This is a genomic window from Microcoleus sp. Z1_A1, assembly GCF_036700305.1.
Classification (GTDB): domain Bacteria; phylum Cyanobacteriota; class Cyanobacteriia; order Cyanobacteriales; family Microcoleaceae; genus Microcoleus.
In genome coordinates this window covers 120,417-141,907 of the sequence record NZ_JAUBOR010000002.1, presented here as the reverse complement: position 1 = coordinate 141,907, position 21,491 = coordinate 120,417, and the positions used below count along the sequence as shown (strand labels likewise).

Below are 21,491 nucleotides of genomic sequence, written 5' to 3'. Positions count from 1 at the left end.
TCAATTAACTACAATACGCCAGGTTTTCAGCTTGGACGTAGCCTCTCAGAGGCACTGTAATCGGCACCCAACCATCTGTTCCTATACTTTCAATCGTCACTCTTCGTCCACTCGCGACGACTCCAACCCTTTCCCCATCAGTGGAAGGTGCTTGATGTACATTAATTCCTCTGGCTGCTGCAACTTGGCGGCAGTCAGTAGGAGGCGGGGCGGTTGCGGCTTCACACGCTCCGAGAAAACCACCATATACGTAGCCTTGTAGCGGGGCTGAAATTGGTACCCAGCCATTCTCACCAAGATTTTGAATCGTCACATTTCGTGCGGAACCGATGATACCAACCGCTTCGCTGTTAGCCGTCGGTTGTCGCCGAACATTAAGGCCATTCCTCGCAATAACCTGGCGACAGTTGTCTGAAGCTTGCGCTAGTAGATAGTCACCTTGAATCTGTTTTTGATTTGTATTAGCGGCGAACGAGGGAGCAACTAATACCGTTGCCGTTAACAAGATCGAACTTGTTAACCTGGTATATTTTTGCCAGATACTCTGCTGTTGCATCGCTTTATCTCCTTTTAAATCTCTATGCCAAAACCTTAGAAAAGGTTTTTAGCTTGTTCATCTGTCTTCCCCCTTGGAGACCCCCACGCTCACCTGTACTCAGGGAGCGTGGTGGGAGTCCAAGGGGGGCAAGGTTTATGCTGCATACGAATAACCATCCTTTCTGTGAATAATTGAACAATATTTGTGGCTAACCCCCGACACCAATTCTGATGCGGAAATATTAAACGAACCACTTGTTCTGACGGCAACACGCCCAACATATTTACCAACTTTCTTGCCAGAAGTAACGATTGCTTTGACAATATCTCCAGTTTGAAAACCTTTAACAAACTTAAGCCGGGGAACATAGCGACATGGAAATCCAAACTTATCGGTACGACACATTTGGCGCGTCCCATGCCCAGTAGCTTTAATTAACAACGGCTTGTTTGTTAAAATTTTCAGCGATTCAACGTTCCCAACACAAGCTGCATCTAACCAGTGAGTTTTAGCTAGACTTAATCGAGTGCGATTGAACTTTGTTAAGCCACCACTGCCAGTAGAAACAGGCAAACCAATCATGCTAAGCCGATTAAATAATGCCCAACGAGTTGAATTGACGGCTGTCGCATCTTTTAAAGAACGCTTTGCTTGAGACAAAACCCGTTTTAAAACATCTGGCTTTTTAGACAGGAATTGCTCTATATTTTGAGTTCCTTTCTTGATATTGCACTTTTCACAAGCAAGGCAAAGATTAGAAATGCGATTAGAACCACCCTTAGCTTTGGGATGAATATGTTCGACTTGTAATGGTGTATTTGTAATACCACAGTAAGCACACTTTCTCTCCCACTTGTTGAGCAAATATTCCCGAACCTCGTAGCCACACAAAACGCCTTGTTGGTACTCAATTCCAGAAATTTCCGGGTTTTCTAATTGTTGTAAGTCAAACCGCACAAGTTCTTGAACAATAGAAACAATGGGGGCTACTTTCATCAATTTAGTCACCCATGTTATAGTTGTTTCAACGCGATGTTGCAAACTTGGGGCTAGCCAACCTTTAAGGCGAGTTCTATTTAGGAATCTAGCTGGACGATAACGAGTATGGCGATTTCTCCGGACTCTACGTAATGAACGACGAGATTCAAGGCTGGCTTTAATAGCTTGACCTCGGTGAGTCAGTTCTGCGCCAAAGATTACTTTTTCTCCTTGCAGTAATGCGAACCCAGTGGTTTGAGAGCCAGGGTCTATTTTGAGAGTGATTGGTTTTTGGGTTGCTGTTACCTCTACCTTGAGAATTAGTGTGAATGGATACCCTTTAAAAACAGCAGCTTTGCCATTAGTTAGCAATTTACGGGCCATTCCTGGGTGGATTGGATTGAGCGGTCGTTTTTGGGTATCTAGTACAAAAACAAAGTTAGACATTTTAAGTCCTCCCTTTCGGGGTAATGTTAGCTTCGTCAATGTTTAAGGTCGGTAACTATCTTAAAAGCACTGGCTTAACCCTTACACCTGTTTAACTTTTAAGTTCTAGAGCAGAGAACTAGCAACGCATTCTCTGGTAGGTCTTTAACACTTGCCTTAAACGTAGTGATTTAACACCTAGACTGGTCAACTTGGCAATTTCTGTGCCCCCACTATATCGGTACTCCGATTAGTGGTGGGTGGTTGACCGCTAATCAAGCATAAACGCGAGGTTTGCGAGCGCCAACAGCACCACCCATCATTGCCGCTGCCAAACTCAGCAAAGAGCCAAGTAGAAAAGACCAAGTAGCTTTAGCTGTATTACCAGCTATATCGCGAACTTGATTTGGGCCTACATTCTGGGCTTGATTGGGTATATTAACGCCGCCCTGTTGTTGTACTTGATTGGCAATTTCTCCAGCATTAGCAGCGGCAGCGCCAACAGCACCCGATATCCCGCTTCCTAATAACCAAGCACTAAGTGCTAATGTAGCTCCCCAAAGAATTGCTGCATTCAAAAATGCTGTTTTCTTGGTCATCGGGCCGCAGCTTTGAGCCATCACCCAACCGCCTAAAAAAAGGGAAATCAGCAAACTGATAATCGACCAAATTACGACCCCAATACCAACGGAACCTGCATCCGCGCCTGTTGCACCTGCGGTTAATCCGATCGCCATTCCCAAAGCGCTTAAAATTAGTTGAGTACCCAGAGCGATCGCAATTCCTGCCAAAATTGGCCCCCACCTCACTCGATCGTGGTAATCCACCAGCGGATTGACGATTGTAGGCTCAGTGAGTGGACTGCCCGATCGATCTGGATAAGTCATAAAAGATTAACCCCTGCGTTACGTGAGCATTTTTTTTCTTGAAGGTAATTTAATTTTACTTAATCATCATTACCAAAATATCTACCGATGGGCATAATCTTTTTAAGTTAAAATTTTTAAATATCAAAAGTAGTAACTTCGATCCTAAAATGGAAATTTCCTTTAAAAAAAAACCAGCAGATCCTTTAGAGATGCCCTTGATTTTCTAGGATATCCCCTAGTTAAGGTGATAGTTAAGGTGATAATAAAACCTAATAAATCCTTGTGATATTTGCTGGCAGAAACGTTGTAGGTTCGCTCCACCCAACCTACGAATGATTAGATAAATTCACCCTTTTGAGTACAGGAATCCTAAATTCATCTACCTAAAGATAGAAAAATATAAAAAATTATCGCTATTTTGATGATTCTCAATTTGCTGAATCATTCATAAGAAGGAAGTATTAGACCTGATATCTATCTAAAGTAGGTACACAAGTTGATGTAGATAGTACAGGAAACAACAATGTTACTTTACAAAATTGAGGATTTTAATCCCAACTACCGCCAAGCCGCTTTTGAGGACGATGATATCAAAGGGCTGGATGTGTATGGCGGAAGTACCGATGATAAAATTGGCACGATCGATACTGTGCTGGTAGATGAGACAGGACGTTGCCGCTATTTTGTGGTAGAGACTGGTTCTTGGATTTTTGACAAAAAAGTTTTACTTCCCATCGCTCTTTGTCACATTGATTTTAATGGGCGGCGTGTTTACGCTACAGGTTTGCAGAGTAAAGACAAAGTGGAAAAACTACCCAGGTATGAGCATGGGATGGCAGTTGATTACGATTATGAAGAACAAGTGCGGGGTATTTATCGAACTTCAACAGTAGAAGCGTCTGTACCAGTAGAAGCATCATTACCTTTAGAAGCACCCGTTCCAGTTTCTACAACGCATTCTGTCTTGCCTCAAGCTAGTAATCCTGCTTATGACCGGGATACCTATACTTACGAGCGAGAGCCCCAATTGTATCAGATGAACGAACAGGATCATCAAAAACTCAAACTGTACGAAGAACGATTAGTTGCAGATAAAACCCGTCGCAAAACAGGCGAGGTAATAATTGGCAAACAAGTTGAGACCAAAACGGTACAACTGGAAGTTCCTGTAGAAAAAGAGCGAGTTGTGATTGAGCACACAACTCCCGAATATGTAGGGAGTCGCGTAACTCCAGATACCGCCTTCAATCAAGAAGAAATGGCACATTTGGAAATCTACGAAGAAACCGTCAATATCAAAAAGCAAGCGTTCGTGCGCGAGGAAGTGCAAATCAGAAAAGAAGTTGAGCAAGATACGGTTGAGGCAACAGACACAGTACGTCGCGAAGAGTTAGATGTTGTAAAAACAGAATGGGAATCGGATAGAAAAAAACGTAATCCGCTTTAACTCAGCCAAATAGTATCGTTAAAAATGCAAAAATCAGGAGGAAATTTATCATGACTAATCGCAGGCATTTACCGTCAATCAGCGTAGCCTTTTTAGCTTTAGCAATTAGTGTCAGTGGCACTGGCTTTGTGCTAACTTCCCAGCAAGTTGCTGCTCAACAAGCTAAATCGAAATTTCCTGATGTACCGCCGAATTACTGGGCGCGTCCGTTTATTGATTCCTTAGCTGAAAAAGAGATTGTTACCGGATATCTAGACGGAACTTTTAGACCCAAACAGGCTGTGGATCGGGATGAATTTTCGGCGATGATCCGCCAAGCTTTTAATCGAGCCAGCGTTAGAAAGATACCGAGTGGAAGTTACTTTAAGGATGTGCCTAAAAACTACTGGGCAGAAACTCCGATTCAAGAAGCTTATGAAACGGGATTTATGAATGATTTTCCCGGAAATGAGTTTCGTCCGAAGCAGTCCTTGACTAAGGCACAAGCATTAGTTGTGTTAATGAGGGGTTTAAATATGGATTACAATCCCCCTGTTGTCAAAACCGATCGAGCTGCTGCAACTCCAGCAAGGCAAACTCCAGTAAATAAACGTCGAATTGCTAGGAACCGTTTGGCATTTCCCCTCGCAGCGACTGTTTTGATGCAGCCGTTATTACCTGTAGTCGCAAGGCTGCAGCCTGGGGCGGCCCCCACACCTAAACCGGCTAAGACTGTTCCACCAACAACGACAAAAGCTGCAACTGCGCCTGCTAAAAATTCAGCATTAGATTTTCTCAAGTCGTACTATAAAGATGCCGAGAAACTTCCTAAATATGCGGTTGAGCCAGTGGCAGCAGCGACAAAGGCAAAGATAGTGGTCAACTATCCAGATCCCAGAGCTCTTAATCCGAACGAGTTGCTGAGTCGGGGTAGTGCTACTGCCCTAATTCATCAAGCTTTGGTCAATCAAGGTCAGATACAACCGCTTCCAGACAAGAATACTGCTAAGTACATTCCTACGAGCCCACGTCGCTAGTTCTTCCCTCAACATTAACTTTTTTACCCCTGGATTCGATTGACTCGAAACCAGCGATAGCCGTAGGCTTCTAAGGGAATAGATGGCGATTCGGCATCGAGAGATTCATAGAGCCGATCGCCAAATAAGTCGCACAGATTGCTGTATTCGTTAGATTTGAGCGTAGCGGTACAAGGTTTGTCGGCGAGATTGTGGACAGCAATCACCGTCCTGCCTTGCCAGTCGCAGCAGTGGGCTAACACCGAGGGACAGTCGGTTTCCAGAAGGTGCCACTTGCCCCTACCCAACTCAGGACATTGCTTGCGGATGCTGATTGCACGTTCCATCCAGTTAATTAATGAGCCAGGATCGCGCTGCGCTGCGACGACATTGACTTGTTTGTAACCATATTCTCCCGTGGCGATCGCAGGTCTGGCAAGAGTATCAGTTGCAGCCGTCGAGAAGCCACCATTCGCTGCATCTGACCATTGCATCACCGTGCGAACGCTGTCTCTACCTTCCAGCGAAAGGTCATCCCCCATGCCAATTTCTTCCCCATAGCGCAGCATGGGTGTACCAGGCAGGGTGAACAGCAAGCTGTAGACAAGTTCAATCCGGCGACGAGATCCTCCCATCATCGGTGGTAAGCGGCGACGAATCCCGCGCCCGAAAATTTGCATAGTTTTCTCAGGGGCAAACGCTGCAAAAATTTCCTCTCGTTCCGATGAAGTAATGCGATCTAGCGTCAGTTCATCATGGTGGCGCACAAAATTAAGCCACTGACAAATATCAGGAATATCCGGTAAGGTTTTTAGTCCCTCGCGCAATGCTGTGGATTCTTGACGCGCCAGGGCCAAAAACAGATGCTGGTTCAGCAAAAAGTTGAACAGGATGTGCATTCTGTCGCCCTTAGCAAAGTAGATAGAAATTTGCTCGCGATCGACATTTGCTTCTGCCAGCAACACAGCATCACCCTGACGCGATGACACAAAATCTCTCATTTCTTCCAAGAAACCTCGCAGCTTTTCGGGGTCTGCACCTTCGATGCCAATTCCTTTAATTAAAAACGGAACAGCATCAATGCGAAATCCAGACACGCCCAGTTCTAGCCAGAAACCCATAATTTTGCATATTTCTTCTCGTACAGCCGGATTGCCAATATTCAAATCTGGCTGTTCTTTATAGAAGTGATGCAAATAGTAAGCTTTTGCTTGTTCATCGTACTCCCAAATACTGTCCTCGACATCGGGAAATATCAGTTGTTCTGGATCAGTTTTGGGTGGATTTTCTGACCACACATAGTAATCGCGATACTTGGAGTTTTTATCGCTTTTGGCTGCCACAAACCAAGGATGCTGATTGGACGTATGATTTACTACCATATCGATCAGTACGCGAATGCCTCGTTCCCTTGCTTGGTGCATGAACTCGACAAAATCTCCCAGGGTTCCCAGTCGCGGATCGATGTTGTAGTAATCCATCACGTCATAACCATTGTCCCGGTTAGGGGAAGGATAAAACGGCAGCAACCACAAACAAGTAATTCCTAGCGCGGATAAATAGTCTAGGCGGTCGATCAGTCCTTGAAAGTCGCCGACACCATCGCCGTCCGAGTCCATGAAGGTTTCAACATCGAGGGAGTAGACAATTGCGTTTTTATACCAGAGGTCTTTCATTGCAGTAAATTTCTTAATAGAGAAACTGTTGGAAATGGCTTTGTTCAGAAACCCTGCCACAGGGCTATTTAGGAAGCTGAATGCCACCGATATAGCTCATTTTTAGGAATATGAGCCTAAGTTTTGTTTGTCCAGATTCAAAATCTATCCATCTCAAGCTCGATGAAATATCTGTCGCTATAATAAATCAATTACGAAAAAAAATGGTTGCTCAGACTGACTACCATTAGCAGGAGCGATCGCTATTTCCGATTAGATGTTCATGCAAATAGCCAACTTGTTTAGCTTGTAGCTGCACTGTCTTCGCTCTCTGGGAGCCAAGGCAGTGCTTTCGCCACCAACCTTAGTTAAATCGGCCAGGCCTTGTCAATCATAAGGACATAGAAGTTGTGTTTGCCTTTAGCGATCGCCCATGGTGCCAACTACTCTTCTACCCAATTGAGTAACCCAAGAGAAGTAACAGCTCCAAAAAAGTGAGCGCCAATCAGATTGACGTTGGCCATCGTCACAAAAATATCTAGAGAACGAATCACATTTTCTGGCGTATAAGCTGCGAGCGCTTGCGGTTGACTCAGAGTTTTTGCTAGGACTACAGCCACTGTTTCTTCAGATGCGACAAACGCGATTAATACCCCCACCAAACTAGAAACTAATCCAATCCGTAAGGTGTGAGTAATATGTTCTTTGCTGGGATATACCTGGGAATTTTCGGCGTGCAAAAGTCGGCCTAAAAGCCGATAGCGAAAATCCCAAAATATTCTAAACGCCAGCAATAACAGGCCCACTATTGCTAAAACTACCCCGAAACCAATACCTGCATTATTGGTTTGTTCGCCCATGTTGCGACCCAACATAGCAAATAATAAAACAATGCCGGAAACAGCACCCAAGAATAACTGTATCCAGAAGCTAAATCTACTAAACAAGCGAAAAGTTGCGACGAATTCGCTTTGGGTCAGCGGTTGCGGCACGGATTCTGGTTGATTCATTATATCCACCTTATTGCTGAATTGAGCATCAAAATAAACGAGGTAAGAAAGAGGTTCTGCTTGTCTTCCTGTCGCAAGCGATCGCCTGGTGGTTAGCTATTAGACTTCTGCAGAAAACTCGGTTAAGGGCAGGACAGGATGCCTAACCCCTACTCCCCGCAGTAGTTATGAGAGAGGTGTATTGGTTACTGAGGAATGGCTGACGGATATACTCCTGTAGCAACTAAGACAGGTTTGTTGGTATACTCGGCTTCTAGCTTCTGCTTCAAGGTCAAATCCCATTGCAGATCGTAGTCCCGCTCAAGTTCAGCGACGACAAACGAACGCAACTCGCCGGTTACGGCAACCTTCTCACCTTCTTGCACGGTTGGTTTTGGAACTGTGTGTATCACTAACAAGTCTTGTCCGCCAATTAATTTGTCTTCATCCAAAGTGAACGAGTTTGGACTTCTGAGGCTTTCGACTTCACCGCTCACCGCCAGTGTCTTGCCGTAGTATTTTTGGGGGTTTGAGGTGAGTTCACCCGGTGTGGGGGCTAGCGCCATCGATTGTGCAACGATCGCAGGTTTACTTTCGTACTCAGCGTACAAGTTTGGCTCTAAGCCTAATTTGTACTCGCGCTCAATATCTGCAAGGACAAAATTGCGAACTGTTCCTGTTACTTGAACTTCTTGATCTGATTCAGTCGGCAGCACAAAGGGCTTGCCGGTGGCATTGACAACCAAAATCGATTCGGTGCTAAAAAACTCCTTATCGCTAACTGTAAAGGTCGATGGCCCCAATTTTTTGACTGGTTCGCTTCTGATGGTCACAGTTTTGCCAAGCAGTTGTGCTGTGTTATCAACCACATTCTCGGTTGTCGTGGGAACCGTACCGGGTGTTGCAGGTGCAGGTGCAGGTGCCGTTGCTTGTCGCTGTGGGGTAGTACAAGCCGGAAGCAGGATAGCTGCTAGTGCGAGGGCGATCGCTCCTCCCTTAGCATTCGAGAGCTTTTGAGTGTAATTGTTCAAACGATTATTAACCATTGAAAAACCTCCTTGATTTTTTCTGTTTATTTTGTTGATGAAGCTACAGAATTTGTGTTTAAAACCGGGTTTTTTTATAGCCTAATTCAAAAACACTTGACCGTCAGGGTGAACTCTTAAAACTCCTTAATTGCCATCCTATTTAGTCGTTTCATCTGAGGAGTTGCTGATGCAACAAGAGGCATGGTTGGCATACCGATTAATAAACTGCCAGAGATGATTTGTAATATCCCTGGCGTTTTTTTTCAGGGATTTTTTAGTTGATACATAGATATCTCCTGATGGAATCTTTCAAATTTAGTCAGGTGTGCCCGATTTTGCGCGGGCAAATAGTCGCGAGTCACCGCTCAATTTTGAAACAGTACCAAAGTTTCTTCGCTGGTGCGATCGCCTCTGCTAGAAGTGAGATTCACCTCGTATCGGGTTCCTGGTAAAGAAATGGTCGGCTTAAAAGCAAAGCTGAATTTACCTTGTTCATCCGCCCGAATTGTGCGTTCGAGGATATTTCGTTCAACTCCAAATAAACCTGCCACAGAAGAGGTAGCCTGAACGTTGACATTAACTGTCGCATTTGGGGCGCTGCGTCCTTCCACTTCAACCGTCCCGCTGACGCGAGCATTTTCTTCGGGAGTGATAATTTCTAGCGGGATTTCGGCAGTGTTGGAACTGCCATCATCGCCAGCAATTAGTTCTCGATCTAAACGGGAACGAATAACTTGATTTCCCGACTGCAAACTAGCAGTAACCGCCGCACCTGCAGGGGGGAAATAATCTTGGCTGCGGATCGTATATTCCCCTGTGTAAACGCCGTTGGATTCTTCCCGCATGGGAATGTTATAAGCAACTCCTTCAATGGAGAAATTAGCTGTAGCGTTGGGAGTGCCGAGCAATTTGAAATTGAGCGTGGTTCCCGGCTCTAACTGCGGTACGGATTGAGCAGTGAAGCGGTTAATAGACAAAGATTGAAAGCGCCGATCGCTATAACCAGCTACTAGAGGTTGTTGCAAGCGGGTGCTACTGATGCGATCGCCTTGTTGCAAATTTGCCCGCACAACAGTATTTTCGGAAATACGATCGCCCTCGCGAATCATGTAGTTTGCCTCGTAAACTCCGGGTTGAACCTCCCGCATCGGCAGATTTTGCACTGCATTTGGGATAGTCAAGGTAGCTCTAGAGTACGGGGTTCCTCGCAGCACGAAAAAGAGTTGAGTTCCCGGATCTAATCGCTGTACAGGATACGCGGTAAAACTGTCTATATCCGAGCCGACTACTCTTCGTTGAGCTACTTGGATAGAGGGTTTGGGACTAGCTAGGGCAATTTCCGGTAAATAAATGGTTGAACCCAACAGAACCAGTCCAATTGCCGTTGAAAATGATTTTATTTTCATAAAATCCTCCTAAATCGCAACAACCAACCTCTTGCAGTAATGTGAAAAGAAAATTTAAATTATTAAAAATTTACTTTGGCTCAAGGTCGATTGTCTGTGTTCTACGTTCTACATTCTTTCAAAATGTTGCTTATATATCCATTTAACCTCAAGTCTCCAAAGCTTGCCATCTGTCGGAGGCAATAAGAAAATATCTATCTGATGAAAGATGATTGAAGAAAAAATGATAATATTCCTTTCAGTTCAGTTAAGTGCGATCGCTCGGACTATTGGCGATAGATGCTTGATTCCCAACTGTCGCACTGGGACGCATCCATTCTTGCAACGTCCATAAGCCCGTTATGGCAGCTATTGCAGCTCCCAAACTATCCATAATCAAATCAATAATCGTATCATCCAGGCTCCCAATCACTTCGGTTGAGAGAACAATACCAGCCGTCCACTCGGTAACTTCCCACAAAGCACCAATCGCAATCCCAAAACTGGTTATTGTTAGCAAGTACAGCAGTTTATGGTTGCGAAAAATAGTCAGCATTGAACTGTATGCTAAAAAACTCAATGCTAAAGTCACGGCAAAAGTCGTGAAAGCATGAACAATTTCATCATAAGGTCCCGGTTGGTAAAACAGTCCGAAAACCCAGCCTCCGGCGTTGAGTAAGGCAGCAAGCACAAACAGGAAATCAAACAGCGTTGGCAAGCGATCGACCATCACCACAAACGCCAGGGATGCTACTAAGAATAAGGCTAACCCCAAGGCATTTTGCCATTTTCCCTGACTCAGAGCAGCTATTACTGCTATTGTTAATAACGCCTGTCCTACCCAAGCTGCAACTCGATAGCCACGCCAGTTTGTAGTCATCATCACTCTCCTTCTATCTTAAGATCGCACATCCCCGACTTCTTAGAGAAATCGGGGTTCTCCATGCCCTTAATGTGGTTTATTTTAGCTCAATTTCTAGAGGTCATCTTGAGCAACTTGGGCATGGTTTAAGGCAGCCACTAAGGTAACTCCGCCTAAAATATTACCAATTAGGGTAGGTATCATGAATTTGCCAAAATATTCGGGCCACGAAACAGCTTTAATTGCCACTGCATAGAAAACTTCCACCGATCCGGCAATAATATGAGGAAATTCACCTAGCCCAACCAGGGAAGTGATGATAACAATTACCCACAGTTGGGAAGACTCAGCGGCGGGGAGAAGCCACACCATTAAAGCAATTAACCAACCCGCAAAGATTGCCCGCAATAAAGTTATCCAAAATCCTCCATCGATAACTCTTAAACCTATTTCGCCAAACGCTGTTTGAATTTCAGGCGGGAAGACTCCAACCTGTGCAACTATTGAGGCAAATATGAATGCACCTAACAAATTGCTTGCTAACACAATTCCCCATAATCGCAGCACTCGCATAAAAACTTTGGGTCTGCGATCGTTTAACAAAGGCAGAATGACAGTCAGGGTATTTTCAGTGAACAACTGCTGACGCCCCATCACCACAATGACAAAGCCGATACTGTACCCAAGGCTGACAATGATGGAACTCCAAGATTGCTGCGGTAAATTTGCTTGGAGTACACCTTGAGCCACTAGGGAAAATCCCATAGATAGTCCTGCAGCTAATCCAGACCAAGCTAGGGCTGAAACTGGACGCAACAACTCACTTTCACCCTCAATCCTAATCGTTTCGTGAATGATTAAGGCAGTGGGACGGATTCGCTCAATGATCTCTTCACGATCGCGATCGCTTAGTTCCAACTTTTGTTGACCCAGCAATTCTATTGCTTGGCTGGCTCGATCGCTATTTTGTGTCATCTCGCTCTTGTTAAATTATATGAACTTCGTAGTTCTCAGCATACAAACTAAACAATAGCGACGCGCCTAACCTGAGAATGAGCTTTGGGTTTTTCTAAAAAGTGTCTGTAGAGAAAAAATAGTTGTGCAACATCTATCTTAAGTTTGGTGATTTTAAAATTGAATGTAAAAGCAATATATCTTAAGTAAGATATTCCGCTATTTGCTTTAATTTTGCACAATCTTTGCCATACAGAGGTGTAGGGTGAAAATGTAAGAGTGGCAGTGTTAGGAGGCATCTTTGTACAAAATTAATTCCTTGAGTACAAGAAAACCTGACCCATTCAAAAATTCAACCACGAATGCGATTGTGGAGGCTTCTAGCTGGTTCGATCGCTGTAATTGGGAAGGAAAACTCCTCTCTCAAATTTGAGAACCTAGTCAAGCCTGAGTGCGATCGCATTCGTCGTGGACATTGCCATTTTTTTGGGACTAGCAGCAATTTTTTTGGCTTTGCGCGTACCCTCATTTGCAATTGGCCAATACCTGCTGTGAGTTTTACGTTGGCACAATCATGCAAGTGGCTTTGACATTCAGTTCAATCTAACGTTTTTGCAGGCGATCGTAGTTGTCTTTGGTTTAATCGGACTTTGGGTAAAAGCCACCAGCAAGCGTCGTTTTAACAAGCTGTGAAGCACCGCAATATGAAAATCCACAATTTCAACCTCACCATAAATCGTGGGTAAACCATCGGTGTTGACCAGTTACTAATCGAGTAATAACAATGAATAGAGATAGCGATGATCGCAGTTCTTCTGCACAAATAACTAACCAACAGGGTGAAAATACCAGTCAACAAATCCCGCAGCCGCCAGAGGGTTGGGACCGCTTTAAATGGTTGGGACCGAGTTTTTTATGGATGCTGTCGGCTGCTGGTTCTGGTGAGTTACTATTTACACCTCGAATTGCAGCACTTTACGGCTACTCGCTGTTGTGGGCGCTGCTAGCCGCTGTTATCCTCAAGTGGTTTATCAACAACGAAGTCGGGCGGTTTTCGGTTTGTACGGGCGCAACGATTTTAGAAGGTTTTAAGCAAATTCCTGGGCCGAAAAATTGGACGATTTGGCTGATTTTATTGCCGCAGGTGGTAGTAGCAATTTCCACCGTTGCCGGACTTGCAGGTGCCGCCGCTACAGCACTGATTCTAGTAACAGGAGGAACAGTTAAACTTTGGACAGTGATCATTATCGCTGTGACGGCAGCAATTGTGTTCATGGGGCAGTATAAAGTTGTTGAGAAAATTTCCTCAATTATCGGCATCGGCCGCACGTTGGCAGTGGTAGCCGCGGCGATTTTTGTTTTTCCCAACCTTCGACAATTCGCAGCAGGGTTAGTGCCTCAAATTCCCCAAAACGTGCAATATCAAGAAATTCTACCTTGGCTGGGTTTTATGCTAGCAGGGGCAGCAGGATTGATGTGGTATTCCTATTGGGTGGAAGCCAGAGGATACGGTGCTGCTTCTCTCAAACAAGAACAACCCCTTGATTTTAATGAAATCGGCCACGAACAAGTAAAAAGGTTGCAGGGGTGGGTGACTTTAATGAGTTTCTCCAACACCTTAGCAGTCGTAGGTGCGCTGTTAGCGGCACTCGCTTTTTTGATTCTCGGTGGCGAGTTGTTGCGTCCCCAAGGATTAGTGCCAAAAGAACAACAAGTAGCCGAAATTTTGGGTAGTTTGCTAGGCGACCTTTGGGGGCCATTTGGCTTTTGGTTTATGGTGGCAATTGTTTTTATTACTTTTTGTAGCACCACGCTTTCAGTCCAAGATGGCTTTGGGCGGATGTTTGCCGATGGCACGCAAATTTTACTGCAAGGATTTGGCGTGCAGGGTCGTTGGACGAATGAAAAATTTTTGCAGCGATTTTATATTATAGTGCTGTTAACTGCGTTACCCATTGCGATTTATCTGATTTTCGGCGAACCCGTTTCCTTGTTACAAATGGCTGGAGGCATTGAAGCAGCTCACATTCCCATTGTGACTGGATTAACGCTTTATGTGAATCATCGAATGCTGCCCAAGGAATTGCGACCCTCGAAGTTTATCTGGGGTGGAACGGTAATTGCAGGGATCTTTTTTGCCTGCTTTGCAGTTATCTATCTTTTACAACTGACCGGGATAATTGGCACGAGTGGAGGAGGAAGTTAAACAGTGTTTTTCTCAGATATTACAGCATTCGTGCCGGATCTGTAGGGGCGGGTTCACCAATAGTCTTAAAGCTTGCAAACAGGTTAAATAAACCCGCCCGACTCCACGAAAAATCCCATTATTGACATTGGTGCAATATCTCAGTTTTTACACTTTACCTGTTTGGGAACTATTTCCCAAAATTGGGAAAATCGCAACTATCAAGTTGCTGTTGTTAGTTAACCTTCACTTTCAAATTGTTATGACTCTCGCAACCAAACCTTTATCTAACTATATCGCCGTCGTGTTTGACTTCGACGATACCCTTGTCCCGGATACCGTCGATAGTCTGTTAGAAAGCCTCAATATTGATGCCCTCGCCTTTCGTCGCGAGCGAATTCAACCTTTAATTGATAGCGGTTGGGACAATATTCTAGCCAGATTTTACGCAATTATCGAGGAATCTAAGCGTCAAGGGAACAAAATAACCCAGGAATATATAGCAAATTTTGGGAAAAAATTAGCGCCTTTTGATGGCGTTGCAGAAATGTTCGATCGCCTACGTCAAAGCGCTTATGCAATCAACCCCAAAGTGGAAGTTGAATTTTATCTAATTAGCTGCGGTATGGTGGAAATTGCCCGTAATAATTGCATCGCCCCCAAGTTTAAGGCGATGTGGGGTTGCGAGTTCCATTATGGTAAAGAGGGCGAGATTGAGTTTGTCAAAAAAATTGTAACTCACACGGAAAAAACTCGCTATTTGTTCCAACTTGCCAAAGGCGTTGACAACGCTCCAAAAGACGATGGCCAGACATTTGTTTATCGGGATGTTCCGGCGGAAGAATTGCACATCCCGCTAACGCAAGTCATTTATGTGGGTGATGGGGCATCAGATATTCCTTGTTTTTCGCTTTTGAATGAACAACAGGGAATAACGATTGGGGTTTATAAAGATAGTACCGCACAAGATTGGAGTCAGGAAATAGAAATTAGCCAAAGTCAGCGGCTGATGAATTTGGCTTCAGCAGAATACAGTGAGGATTCGGAATTGATGCGATCGCTCACTCTCGCTGTAGAAAGTTTAGCCAAAAAAATCTCCCTGCTAGAGTTAAGTGTTGGTGAATAGAGAGAGGCTTTTGTTGTGAGTTTAGGAAAGTGGATCGGTTTTTTGGCTTTGGTAGCCTCGCTCTATATTTTGTGGAAAATTAGAACGATTGTTTTACTGTTTTTTACCGCCGTAATTTTAGCGATCGCTCTCAACCGTTTAGTGCGAAGATTGCAGCAGTCGGGTGCGAAGCGGGGAGTGGCGATCGCCTTAGCAGCGGCGATTCTAGTCACAGCGAGCGCTGTCTTGCTAACTCTCATCGTAACGCGCCTGAGCAATCAATTTCAAGAGTTGTCCGAACTCGTCCCGCTAGGAATAGAACAACTGCGACTTTGGAGCAATTGGTTGCAAGCAAGATTACCCGGACAAATAGTTGATAACCTTCCCAGTATTGACGATTTAACCCAAGAAATTAAAACGCTTTTTCGGTGGACAAGTTCGCATATTTATCTGTGGTTTTCCAACTATCTAACCTTGATTATCAATACCTTATTAATTACCGTTTTGACAATCATGCTTCTGGTAAATCCGATGCCATACCGCCACGCAATTATCAGCCTTTTTCCGGCTTTTTACCGTCAGCGAGCCGATGAAATTCTCTCAAAATGCGAAGAGGGTTTAATGGGTTGGTTGGCCGGCGTTGCATTAAGCATGAGTTTTATTGGTATTACGAGCATTATTGGTTTGTTGGTTTTGCAAGTTCCCCTGCCTTTTGTGAACGGGCTTCTGGCATTCATATTAGCCTTAATTCCCTATATGGGCGCAATTTTAAGCGTAATTCCACCGTTGCTGCTGGCTTTATTAGATTCGCCTTCAAAAGCAGGCGCGGTGTTGTTGCTTTATTTCCTAATTCAACAAATTGAAGGCAACTTGGTCACACCTATCATTATGGAAAAGCAGGTATCTCTGCTTCCCGCTTACACCTTAGCTCTCGTGACAGCATTCGGATTTTTCTTTGGTTTTTTGGGATTATTTTTAGCGCTACCAATTCTAATTGTTATTCAAATTTGGGTTAAAGAAGTTTTAATCAAAGATATACTAGACCGCTGGCAGACTCCTCCATCATGGAAGCCATCTCATAGCCCCTAAAGCTATATTTGTCAAGCCCAATAAATGTGAAATTTATTACTCAATCAACCGATGAGACTCCCGCTCAAGACAGATTTTAAAAAAATCTAAACAAGCTAATCTTTAAATTAATAAATAATCACATAAATTATCTGTTTAAGAACTCAGTTAGCTGGACAGGAATGCACTATTGGGTATGGCAGCAGTCGTTAACAACTAAATTGTCAAAAAATATGAAACGGGACAACTCACCCACCGACAGCATTAAAGACTCAATTGGACAGGCAGCTTCTCATCCCTGGTTTGAGCGACTGGCAAGATTGGGATATGCTTCCAAAGGCTTAGTTTACTTTATTGTCGGTTTTTTAGCAGCACAAGCCGTCTTCAGTATGGGCGGCCGGACAACCGATACTAGCGGTGCATTATCAGAAATTGTTAACCAACCCTTCGGTAAATTTCTGCTATTTCTTGTAACGATTGGCATTATTGGTTATGCCCTTTTGCGTATCGTTCAGGCAATTCTCGACCCAGAAAACCAAGGACAGAAAATGGATGCCAAGCGAATTGCCCAACGCATTGGCTACGCCTTAAGTGCTTTAGCTTACGCAGGTTTAGCTTTAACGGCTGTAAAACTGATAATGGGTTCAGGCGGCGGCGGTAAGAGCGATACAACCGAAGATTTGACAGCCCAAATTTTAGCGCAACCGTTTGGAGAATGGCTGGTAGGATTGGCAGGCTCAATTGTTATTGGTGTCGGTTTTTCTTATTTCTACCAAGCATATAAAGCCAAATTTCGCCGCCATTTCAAGCTAAATGAAATGAGCCAAACCGAGCAAACTTGGGCGACACGGTTGGGTCGATTCGGAATTGCTGCCCGTGGAGTTGTTTTCGTTATAATCGGTTTTTTCTTAATTCAAGCAGCAAGGCTATCGGATGCCAGTCAAACGAAAGGATTGGGCGATGTGTTGGGAATTGTGGCACAACAGCCTTTTAGTCCAGTGATTTTGGCTCTAGTACCTTTGGGTTTAATTGCCTATGGCATCTACTCGGTAATTGAAGCTCGCTATCGGCGAATTTTCGGTTCATAAGCTTGCCCGTTATGCAGAAAGTTATGAATTTTGAGTACAACAATTTTTTTGAATTAAAAACTTATCTAACTCAAAGCTCAAAACTTTTACAAGGCGTCCTGATTAAATCACCTGCTTTTAAGTCTGGATATTTTAACTCAAAACTCAGGGCGGGCACTCTTGGCACCGCCCCTACTGTACTCAAAACTCCTAAAAACTTATGGCAAAAATTGGTTATCATGCTTCCCACGAACAGTTTAAGCCCAGCGAACTGCTGAAATATGTCCAAATGGCAGAACAAGCTGGCTTTACCCATGCCCTTTCTTCCGATCACTTTCATCCTTGGAGTGAAGCGCAAGGACAAAGTGGTTTTGCTTGGTCTTGGTTGGGTGCAGCAATGCAAGCAACGGCGAGGCTTTCCTATCGGGTTGTTTGCGCTCCCGGACAGCGGTATCATCCGGCTATTATTGCCCAAGCTGCGGCAACGTTGGGAGAAATGTTTCCCAATCGTTTTTGGCTAACGGTTGGCAGCGGTCAAGCGTTGAACGAACATATTACTGGGGATAAGTGGCCTACTAAGAGCGATCGCAACGCGCGCCTCAAAGAATGTGTCGATATTATCCGCGCCCTTTGGACAGGAGAAACCGTCACCCATCGCGGTTTAGTGTGCGTAGAAGATGCAAAACTCTATACCCGCCCGGAAATTCTCCCATTAATTATCGGCGCCGCAGTTACGCCAGAAACCGCAGAATGGGTGGGCAGTTGGGCAGATGGATTAATTACTACTTCTCGCCCACCTGAAAAGTTAAAAAAAGTCGTCGATGCGTTTCGTCGCGGTGGCGGAGAAGGGAAACCAATGATTTTGAAAGTGCAGCTTTCCTATAACAGTAATGCAGAGAAAGCACTACAAGGCGCTCATCATCAATGGCGTAGTAATATCTTCAAAAGTAAAATGCTGACAGAACTGATAACACCCGATCAATTTGATGCGGCCGGGGAGTTTGTGCAACCAGAGGAGTTATATCAACACGTCCGCATTTCGGCAGACCAAGAGCAGCATATTGAGTGGTTGCAACAAGATATGGAATTGGGGTTTGATGAACTAATTTTGCACAACGTTAACCGATCGCAAGAGCAGTTTATTGAGGCGTTTGGCGAAAAAGTAGTGCCAGTGCTGACAAAAACTTGATGTTGGCATCTACCTAATTCAAGACTTTGAATTCTGATTTAATAATTGCTGAATCTCAGCCCGCAAGGCAGCAATTTCCGTTTGAAGTGCTGCAATTGATTTCGCTCCTGCTAATTCTGCCTCGTCATCCTCTGCATCGCGACCAATAAAAAATGTGGCGATGGTCGCAGTTACATAACCAAAAACCGCAAACGCATAGAGTGCCAGAACAAGGCAAAGTATGCGACCTTCTGGCGTTTTGGGCCAATATTCCGAACCCATTGTCATCATTAGCATTGCCGTCCACCATAACGCTGTGCCGTAATTATTTAACCCGGAGGAACCATCGGCGACATCTTTTTCAAAAGCATACATCCCTGCTGCACCTACCAAGGTAATAATTATCGTTAGTCCTACGACATAACCAAATCCGCGACGGCTAACACTCGCAGCTAATGCCCGCATCCCTCGATTCGTACCAGTCATAACTCGCAACAACTGCAAACTTCGCACAGCCCGTGCTGTTTTGAATGCTCGCACCACTCGTACAATCCTCAAGGTACGCAAAGCAGGCAACAGCAGAGAAAAAGCCGTTATCCAATGGCTTTTAATATAGGAAATTTTGCGCGGAGCTAAGGCAAATTTAACTAGAAAATCGGCAATAAAGATAATCCAAATAGTAGTGCTAACGACTTCTAGCAGTGGATTTAATCCCCAAGTTAATTCAATAATAAATAGGGCTAGCCACACAAATGCCAGCACCAGCATGGGAGCTTCCAGCCAATCTTCTAGCTGTTGCAAAATTTCGCCTTGCTCTTGTTCTATGGCTTGTTTTTTGGCTAGGTTGGGGTTGTTCATCTACCTACCAAATCATTAAAAGTTTGTCTTTTACGCTGCATTTTAGTATAAGGTTTCGCCAATGGCACAGCAGTAAACCAGTGGGCTATTATTGACACGCAAATAATTAGGCTACCAATGACCCAAGCTGACTCTAACCCCGTTTTACGTAGCGCCAGCATGGCATAGAAAATCGCTGCCACACCCATTGAACCAAACCATCCTAAAAACAAAGTATCCTGCCAGCTTTTTAGCTGACCCAGCTCATGTGGGCGAAGACAGCGCAACTAACTACAAACCCTTGTTAAATTCATTCGCACTCTAACGCCCTTCCCTCTTCACGTCCAACTCTTCACGACGCAGTGTTTCCGTTGCCTCAACGGTCTCCGTTTCAACTTCTTTCCTGATGTTAACTTCTTCGCGCACGAAAGCTTCTTTTTTGATATCAGCACTTTCTTCGTAAACTTCCATACGCATCACCTTTTCCTGCTTGAAGGGAGTATCCAGATTTACTGGCGCACCTGCCTTTTCTGGAGTTATACTCTCAATTACCACTCGCTCTTTTTCTGTTGGAACGGAAACTCGTGCCGTTTCGGTTTCAACTCGCTTGCCAATTGCTACCTCGCCAGTTTTGTGACGGCTTTTTTCTGCAACCAGTCGTTCTTCGTAGAGTCGGAACTTGTGATGCTCGCGATCGTTCATCTGATACAATTGAGGCTCTTGTTCGTAAGTGTATGTGTTGCGGTCATAACCAGCAGCCTTAGCTTGGTTAGAGACAGAACGCGGCATAGAAACTGGTGCAGATGCTTGTACAGGCAATGAGGTTTCTAAAGGCAATGATGCTTCTACAGGTGCAGACCCTTCTACAGTTAGAGTACGATAAACACCCCGAACTTGTTCTTCATAATCGTAATCAACCACCATCCCATCCTCATACCTGGGTAGTCTTTCTGCTTGGTCTTTACTCCTCAAACCCGTCGCGTAGATGCGTTCTGCATCAACCTCAACTCGACAAAGTGCAACTGGAACTAATACCTTCTTGCCAAATATCCAGAAACCCGTGTCAACCACAAAATATCGGAAACGTCCTGTCTCATCAACTAGCGCTGTATCAATTGAGCCAATCTTCTCATCTGTATTTCCAGCATAGATATCCAGACCTTTGATATCTTCGCCATTAAAAGCAGCTTCGCGGTAGTTGGGATTAAAATCTTCAATTTTGTAAAGTAACATACCAGTCCTTCCTTTTCTATCTATATCAACTTATGACCCCATTTTAGATATATCTCAAATTTGATGCTTCCTTCTTATGAAGGATTAAGTGAAACAAAATAGTAGGATGAGTATATTTATTTTAATTTTTTTCTGTCTTTGGATAGATGACTTTTTAATTTTTCATCCACCTTCCGCACCCTCAAGTTTCACAATCGGTTTCTAACTATTTATATAGAAAAATACTTTTAGAAATTAGACTTTGATACTGTACATTAACGGAGCAAAAAAATATATAGCAACCCTAAATTATTCGCGTAATTATTGTAGGGGCAATCCGACCCCTACTCCCCGTGGTTGCCCCGATAGATAGGGGGTAGGCACGGGGAGTAGGGGTAGCACTACCCTACAAATTTACATGAATGATTTAGGATTGCTATATACATAATTTATTACTTTAAAAATAGACTTTTAGGTGAGATATTTGGGGCAAACACATTTGAAAAACTTTGCCTTGATTATGCTACACCCTATGTTTAAAATCATTATGAATATATGCCCGGTCGCCTCTTTAGCAAGCAATTTGTCCTAACTAATGACTAATGAGTAATGACTAATGAGTAATGAGTAATGACTAATGAGTAATGACTAATGACTAATGAGTAATGACTAATGGCTAATGACTGATGACTAATGACTAATAAAAACAAATTCCCCGGCCTA

At 44.1% G+C, this 21,491-nt stretch carries 18 protein-coding genes; 7 read left to right on the top strand and 11 right to left on the bottom strand.

Annotated elements, in window-relative coordinates; genetic code table 11:
* Window positions 1-4: 4 nt before the first annotated feature.
* The 3 genes from QT973_RS01780 to QT973_RS01770 all read right to left on the bottom strand — a co-directional run bounded on the left by QT973_RS01780 (window position 5) and on the right by QT973_RS01770 (window position 2,829).
* Window positions 5-556: an SH3 domain-containing protein gene (locus tag QT973_RS01780; RefSeq protein ID WP_333053765.1), complete on the bottom strand. Its 552-nt coding sequence runs from the start codon at window positions 554-556 to the stop codon at window positions 5-7.
* A gap of 135 nt (window positions 557-691) precedes the next feature.
* On the bottom strand, window positions 692-1,963 hold the full coding sequence (gene iscB / locus QT973_RS01775; RefSeq protein ID WP_333053764.1) for an RNA-guided endonuclease IscB: 1,272 nt from the start codon (window positions 1,961-1,963) through the stop codon (window positions 692-694).
* Window positions 1,964-2,217: 254 nt separating this feature from the next.
* Entirely contained in the window at window positions 2,218-2,829 is a 612-nt protein-coding gene (locus QT973_RS01770) for a hypothetical protein (RefSeq protein ID WP_333053763.1), read from the bottom strand.
* Between the two features lie 505 nt (window positions 2,830-3,334).
* Between QT973_RS01770 and QT973_RS01765 the strand changes: the two genes are divergently transcribed.
* Together QT973_RS01765 and QT973_RS01760 are read left to right on the top strand one after the other, a co-directional pair.
* A complete protein-coding gene (locus QT973_RS01765) occupies window positions 3,335-4,258 on the top strand; it encodes a DUF2382 domain-containing protein (protein ID WP_333053762.1) in 924 nt (307 codons plus the stop codon).
* Between the two features lie 50 nt (window positions 4,259-4,308).
* Complete coding sequence (locus tag QT973_RS01760; protein WP_333053761.1) at window positions 4,309-5,274, top strand: S-layer homology domain-containing protein; 966 nt, start codon at window positions 4,309-4,311, stop codon at window positions 5,272-5,274.
* Window positions 5,275-5,297: 23 nt separating this feature from the next.
* Here the strand turns inward: QT973_RS01760 and QT973_RS01755 are convergent, their stop codons facing one another.
* From QT973_RS01755 to QT973_RS01730, 6 genes are all read right to left on the bottom strand, one after another.
* The gene (locus QT973_RS01755) at window positions 5,298-6,929 is read right to left on the bottom strand and encodes an alpha-amylase family protein (protein ID WP_333390427.1); all 1,632 of its coding nucleotides are present in this window, start codon (window positions 6,927-6,929) and stop codon (window positions 5,298-5,300) included.
* A gap of 422 nt (window positions 6,930-7,351) precedes the next feature.
* The gene (locus QT973_RS01750; RefSeq protein WP_333053759.1) at window positions 7,352-7,918 is read right to left on the bottom strand and encodes a DUF3611 family protein; all 567 of its coding nucleotides are present in this window, start codon (window positions 7,916-7,918) and stop codon (window positions 7,352-7,354) included.
* A 185-nt stretch (window positions 7,919-8,103) separates the two neighbouring features.
* Window positions 8,104-8,943 (bottom strand): hypothetical protein, encoded by an 840-nt coding sequence (locus QT973_RS01745; protein WP_333211185.1) that lies wholly within the window; start codon window positions 8,941-8,943, stop codon window positions 8,104-8,106.
* A gap of 347 nt (window positions 8,944-9,290) precedes the next feature.
* The gene (locus QT973_RS01740; protein WP_333390424.1) at window positions 9,291-10,331 is read right to left on the bottom strand and encodes a hypothetical protein; all 1,041 of its coding nucleotides are present in this window, start codon (window positions 10,329-10,331) and stop codon (window positions 9,291-9,293) included.
* A gap of 247 nt (window positions 10,332-10,578) precedes the next feature.
* Window positions 10,579-11,193, bottom strand: a complete 615-nt coding sequence (locus tag QT973_RS01735; RefSeq protein WP_333390421.1) for a hypothetical protein — start codon at window positions 11,191-11,193, stop codon at window positions 10,579-10,581.
* Between the two features lie 93 nt (window positions 11,194-11,286).
* Window positions 11,287-12,147: a formate/nitrite transporter family protein gene (locus tag QT973_RS01730; RefSeq protein ID WP_333259151.1), complete on the bottom strand. Its 861-nt coding sequence runs from the start codon at window positions 12,145-12,147 to the stop codon at window positions 11,287-11,289.
* Between the two features lie 763 nt (window positions 12,148-12,910).
* Here QT973_RS01730 and QT973_RS01725 point away from each other — a divergent pair.
* The 5 genes from QT973_RS01725 to QT973_RS01705 all read left to right on the top strand — a co-directional run bounded on the left by QT973_RS01725 (window position 12,911) and on the right by QT973_RS01705 (window position 18,740).
* Entirely contained in the window at window positions 12,911-14,332 is a 1,422-nt protein-coding gene (locus QT973_RS01725; protein WP_333231736.1) for an Nramp family divalent metal transporter, read from the top strand.
* 241 nt (window positions 14,333-14,573) lie between these two features.
* Window positions 14,574-15,437, top strand: coding sequence for an HAD hydrolase-like protein (locus QT973_RS01720; RefSeq protein WP_333390417.1), 864 nt, complete (start codon window positions 14,574-14,576; stop codon window positions 15,435-15,437).
* A 15-nt stretch (window positions 15,438-15,452) separates the two neighbouring features.
* Window positions 15,453-16,505 carry an AI-2E family transporter gene (locus QT973_RS01715; protein WP_333314041.1) on the top strand — a complete coding sequence of 351 codons (1,053 nt, stop codon included), beginning with the start codon at window positions 15,453-15,455 and terminating at the stop codon, window positions 16,503-16,505.
* 212 nt (window positions 16,506-16,717) lie between these two features.
* Window positions 16,718-17,572 (top strand): DUF1206 domain-containing protein, encoded by an 855-nt coding sequence (locus QT973_RS01710; RefSeq protein WP_333053745.1) that lies wholly within the window; start codon window positions 16,718-16,720, stop codon window positions 17,570-17,572.
* Window positions 17,573-17,771: 199 nt separating this feature from the next.
* Window positions 17,772-18,740: a TIGR03885 family FMN-dependent LLM class oxidoreductase gene (locus tag QT973_RS01705; protein WP_333231741.1), complete on the top strand. Its 969-nt coding sequence runs from the start codon at window positions 17,772-17,774 to the stop codon at window positions 18,738-18,740.
* 18 nt (window positions 18,741-18,758) lie between these two features.
* Here the strand turns inward: QT973_RS01705 and QT973_RS01700 are convergent, their stop codons facing one another.
* Window positions 18,759-19,577, bottom strand: a complete 819-nt coding sequence (locus QT973_RS01700) for an ion transporter (RefSeq protein ID WP_333053743.1) — start codon at window positions 19,575-19,577, stop codon at window positions 18,759-18,761.
* Between the two features lie 300 nt (window positions 19,578-19,877).
* On the bottom strand, window positions 19,878-20,789 hold the full coding sequence (locus QT973_RS01695) for a DUF2382 domain-containing protein (RefSeq protein ID WP_333390414.1): 912 nt from the start codon (window positions 20,787-20,789) through the stop codon (window positions 19,878-19,880).
* Between the last annotated feature and the right edge of the window lie 702 nt (window positions 20,790-21,491).